At 40.7% G+C, this 4713-nt stretch carries 3 protein-coding genes and 1 pseudogene; all 4 read left to right on the top strand.

The annotated features are described in order from the left end of the window. The first annotated feature begins 221 nt into the window (after nucleotides 1–221). The 4 genes and pseudogenes from M3205_RS24870 to dat all read left to right on the top strand — a co-directional run bounded on the left by M3205_RS24870 (nucleotide 222) and on the right by dat (nucleotide 4574). Nucleotides 222–937: pseudogene (locus tag M3205_RS24870) on the top strand (ABC transporter ATP-binding protein). Then, nucleotides 927–2105, top strand: coding sequence for an ABC transporter permease (locus M3205_RS24865; protein ID WP_251172324.1), 1179 nt, complete (start codon nucleotides 927–929; stop codon nucleotides 2103–2105). Before M3205_RS24870 ends, M3205_RS24865 begins: the two are co-directional and overlap by 11 nt. Before the next feature lie 97 nt (nucleotides 2106–2202). After that, nucleotides 2203–3621: a dipeptidase PepV gene (pepV, locus tag M3205_RS24860; protein ID WP_251172323.1), complete on the top strand. Its 1419-nt coding sequence runs from the start codon at nucleotides 2203–2205 to the stop codon at nucleotides 3619–3621. A gap of 83 nt (nucleotides 3622–3704) precedes the next feature. Then, the gene (gene dat / locus M3205_RS24855; protein ID WP_251172322.1) at nucleotides 3705–4574 is read left to right on the top strand and encodes a D-amino-acid transaminase; all 870 of its coding nucleotides are present in this window, start codon (nucleotides 3705–3707) and stop codon (nucleotides 4572–4574) included. The last annotated feature ends 139 nt before the right edge of the window (nucleotides 4575–4713 follow it).

Below are 4713 nucleotides of genomic sequence, written 5' to 3'. Positions count from 1 at the left end.
TTGTCCAAATAAGGGTTATTAAAAACTATGCCAGTTTGGGTATTAAAAGGGCAGCTAATTAGCTGCCCTTTTTGTTTACTATTTGTTTTACTTTTTGACGTTTTCTCCCTGTCAACCGAACCCGTTACTTTTGAAGGGACAGTTTTTTATGGCTTTAAAAATATTAAATTAGTGCAAACCTTTTCCAGAGATATTCGTATGTATAGCCAGGAGGAGAGGAAATGAAGCTATTAAACGTTGAAATTGAATCAGCAGGCTATGAAAGTGAAAAAACGATCATACATAATATTCGATTTGATTTACATGAAGGGGAATTGATCGGCCTGATAGGCCAAACGGCGCAGGAAAAAGCACAACGATTAAAACCATTCTGGGATTGATGGATCATAAAAAGGGAGCAGTGGAATTTAAGAATGAGGTGAAATATTCCTATATCCCGGAACGGCCAATTTTTTATGATGAGCTGACACTTTGGGAACACATGGATTTTACAGCAGCAGTGGAAGGATTGCCGGAATTGCATTATAAGAAGAAAGCAGAGGAGCTCTTAAAAGAGTATAATCTGTCTGAACACGCTCACAAGTTTCCCGGGACCTATTCAAAAGGAATGCAGCAAAAGGCTATGCTGATTCTTGCGATGATTGCCGTTCCGGATGTTTATATCATTGATGAACCGTTTATTGGGCTTGATCCTAATGCAATGAAACTGTTTCTGGAATCAATTGACCGGGAAAGGAAAAGAGGCGCAGGTATTCTCATGTCCACGCATGTTCTGGATACGGCAGAGAAAGTATGCAGCCGCTTTTTAATTGTTCATGAGGGGCAGTTGAAGGCTTCAGGCACATTATCTGATATCAGGGGGAATTGTGATCTTCCCGCTGGGTCGCTTTATGAATGTTTTCATCAGATCGCAGAGGGAAACAGCAATGAAAAGTAACTCTCTCTTTTTCAGAAGGCTAATAAACAGCTGGAGTTATCAGTTTGGTATTTTTCGTTCCGTTGCCGATTGGACCATCATGGTCTATCTCATTGTTCCGGGAACTGTCATCATTGGAATGATCTATCGCTCCTGGTGGCTGGAAACTCCGGAATGGATGGCTGGCATGCCATTGTTTCTCCTTTTCTTTCTGTTCTATATTTTTTCATGGATGGGGAATTTCCGTTCATTTGTACTAGAGGCAGATAAGGTATTTCTGGTAAAAAATAAGGCCCTCTTTATGGGAATGAGAAAATGGGGGTTTGGTTACTTACTAATCTTTCAGGCAATTAGTACAGCAGCAATGATTGCTCTTTTTCTTCCTTTTTTAAAGAATAGATATCTTTTAGATGGGGGCCAAATCGCTGTCATGCTGCTCTTTTTCATCTCACTGAAATGGTCTATTATGACAGTTTCTTATTTTTTGAATGGGATTGAAGGGAAATTTAAAAGATATGTGGTCACCTTTGTTCTGTTTGTACTCTTAAGCTGGTTCAGCCAGCTTGTATATTCACTCTGGTCTATCGGTGCAGACTTTCCGGTTATAATTGCATCAGCATTGCTGATTTTCGGTGCACTTATAAGCGTTTCCCGGCTGCTGAAGAAAATCTCGGCCTTAGAGTTTGAGGTCATGCTTGAACAAGAAGAAAAAACAAAGTATATAAAATGGATATTTATGATGGCTCCTGATCTGGAAAAGCAAGTTGTATCAATGCGGACAAAACCGCTATTATTCAGAAACTCCAGAAGGATCTTTAATAAGAGAACATCCATAACGGGACTGGCAGAATTATTTCTAAAGATTTTTATTCGAAACCCTTCGTATATTTTCAGTTATTTTCAAATCATTTCCGTGAGCGCTGCCGGCATTCTTCTTATACCGCCTATATGGATAAAGGTAATTGTATCAGGTGTCTTTCTTTTCCTGATGTATTCCTGGCTCTCTTTTACTTGGGATAAAGCCATTATGTCCCATCCCTTTACTAAAAAATATAGTGAAAAGGATTTTTACTTTACTGCGAGAAATAAGACGGTTTTAGCCCTTTTTCTCCTCTCCATTTTACTGTTAGGGCTATTTTTAGGAGCATCAACGCTAATCTTGGCAAGATTCAGCTTTCCTGGTGCATAATAAATGTATGTTTCATTAAACGGTCCCATAAGCAAAAGGCGTACAAAATGGGTTATAATGGGGAAATTATAAGTGTTCAAGTTAAGGAGGCAACTGTATGAACGTATTGGATTGGCCAACAGAGGTTAATAAGAGAAAGGATGAATTAATTAAGGATACTCAAAACCTTCTGAGAATCAGAAGTCTGCTGGACGAAGAGAATGCAACAGATGAAGCTCCCCTTGGGGAAGGGGTAAAAGAAGCGCTCGATTTCATGCTTGCACTTGGTGAAAAGGACGGATTTAAGGCAAAAAATGTCGACAGCCTGGCCGGTCATCTGGAATTTGGCGAAGGTGAGGAAATTGTTGGAGTACTTTGTCACGTTGACGTGGTTCCTGAAGGGGATGGATGGACCAGCGACCCATTTGGTGCTGAAATACGCGATGGAAAGATCTATGCCAGAGGGGCGATTGACGATAAAGGCCCAACAATGGCAGCTTATTATGCCATGAAGATTGTAAAAGAATTGGGGCTGCCATTGAGCAAACGGGTTCGAATGATTATCGGAACAGATGAAGAAAGCGACTGGCGTTGTGTGGAGCATTATTTCAAACACGAAGAAATGCCTTCAATGGGATTTGCTCCGGATGCAGATTTCCCAATTATTTATGCTGAAAAAGGCATCTCTGATTTTGATCTTGTTCAAACTGGATACAACGAAGAAGCTGACCGAGAAGTATTGGCAGAGGTTGTCTATTTCCAGGCAGGAAGAAGATATAACATGGTTCCTGATTTTGCAAAAGCAAGTCTTGTGGTTCACCTTGAACATACAGAAGTGGTGCAAAGATATATTAATTTCCTGAAAAAGACAGAGCTTGAAGGCAAGTATTACTTAGATAATGGCGAGCTGATCCTCGAACTCCAGGGAGTCTCAGCACATGGGATGGAGCCTGATAATGGGAAAAATGCCGGTATACTGATGGCATCATTCCTGGCTTCTCTTCAGCTGGATGAGAAGGCATGCCAATATTTTCAGTTTGTATCACAATACTTATGTGAGGATTCCCGAGGGAGAAAACTTGGCATCGCCAGCACGGATGATATCACAGGCGACTTAACCATCAATGTAGGCAAACTTTCATATACGAAAGAAAATGGCGGCCGTTTAGGCTTTAATGTACGCTATCCCGTTACAAATGGTATGGGAGAAACGAAAAACAAACTTGAGTCTCTAATCGAAAACGAACATTTCAGATTAGAGAATTTCTCGGATTCGAAGCCTCATCATGTCGAAGAAGATGATGTTTTGATTCAAACACTGAAAAAAGTATATGAACAGCAGACTGGCGATAAGGCAGAGCTTCTTTCCATTGGCGGGGGGACATATGCACGCTCATTAAAGTCAGGAGTTGCATTTGGTCCGCTCTTCCCAGGCAGGGAAGATGTCGCACATCAAAAAGATGAATATATGTTAATTGAGGATCTGTTAAAGTCAGCAGCCATTTATGCTCAGGCAATTTATGAACTTGCGAAATAACTTTGAAACCTGATATGATGGCTGAAAGATTTTCATACAGCTAATAGATAGACAAACAAATCATATACAGGGAGTGGCGGAAAATGGAATATGTCATTTTGAATGGTGACTTGATCGAACGCTCAGAAGCGAAAGTGGATATCGAGGACAGGGGCTATCAATTTGGTGATGGCGTCTATGAAGTAATCCGCATCTATAACGGAAAAATGTTTACTGGAGATGAGCATCTTGAAAGGCTGCTTGAAAGCGGCAGGAAAATAGAGTTGAACATTCCTTATTCCAAGGATGAGCTTAAACAGATGCTTATAGAGATGATTGAGAGAAACAATCTTGAACAGGGTATTGTTTATATGCAATTTTCCCGGGGTACTTCTCCTAGAAACCATGCATATCCAAGTGCAGAAGTTTCACCGGTGCTTACCGCCTACACCCGCGAAACCACAAGGCCGATATCTTCAATGAGAAATGGCGTTAAAGCTATTCTCATTGAAGATATCCGCTGGCTGCGATGTGATATAAAGAGCCTGAATTTGCTTGGCAACATCATGGCTAAGCAAAAAGCAGCCCAATCAGGCTGCTTTGAAGCCATTCAGCATCGCGGGGATATAGTGACTGAGGGAAGTTCTTCCAATATAGGCATTGTAAAGGATGGAACACTTTATACACACCCTGCAACAAATTTGATTTTAAATGGCATTACCCGCCGCAAGATCAATGAAATCTGCAGAGAAAATGGAATAACACTTGAAGAAACAGCTTTTACTAAGGAAGATTTGCTGGCCGCAGATGAAGTCTTTATGTCCAGCACCTCAGCTGAAGTTACTCCGATTATCGAGATCGAAGGAAAGCTGATTGGAAATGGAAGTCCAGGTCCTATAACACATAAATTACAGAAGCTTTTTGAAGAGGCTATTGAAAAACAGTGCGGCAGTTTAACTGATAAAATTAAGTAATTCTTAAACGAGAGAGGCTGGGACAAAACCCACCTCTGAAATGAAAAAGCCGGTGACATTTTACGACGAGTAAAATGTCACCGGCTTTGATTGTTTTTGAGAAAAATAAGGACCACTTCTGATACAATTAAGTTACCAT

Source organism: Cytobacillus firmus (genome assembly GCF_023715565.1).
Taxonomy (GTDB): Bacteria; Bacillota; Bacilli; order Bacillales; family Cytobacillaceae; genus Cytobacillus; species Cytobacillus firmus_C.
This window is presented reverse-complemented; position numbering and strand designations above follow the sequence as displayed.

What these genes read in the sequence shown, in the direction of transcription:
- M3205_RS24865 (WP_251172324.1), top strand. Translation starts at nt 927, where the DNA reads ATGAAAAGTAACTCTCTCTTTTTCAGAAGGCTAATAAACAGCTGGAGT.
- pepV (WP_251172323.1), top strand. Translation starts at nt 2,203, where the DNA reads ATGAACGTATTGGATTGGCCAACAGAGGTTAATAAGAGAAAGGATGAA.
- dat (WP_251172322.1), top strand. Translation starts at nt 3,705, where the DNA reads ATGGAATATGTCATTTTGAATGGTGACTTGATCGAACGCTCAGAAGCG.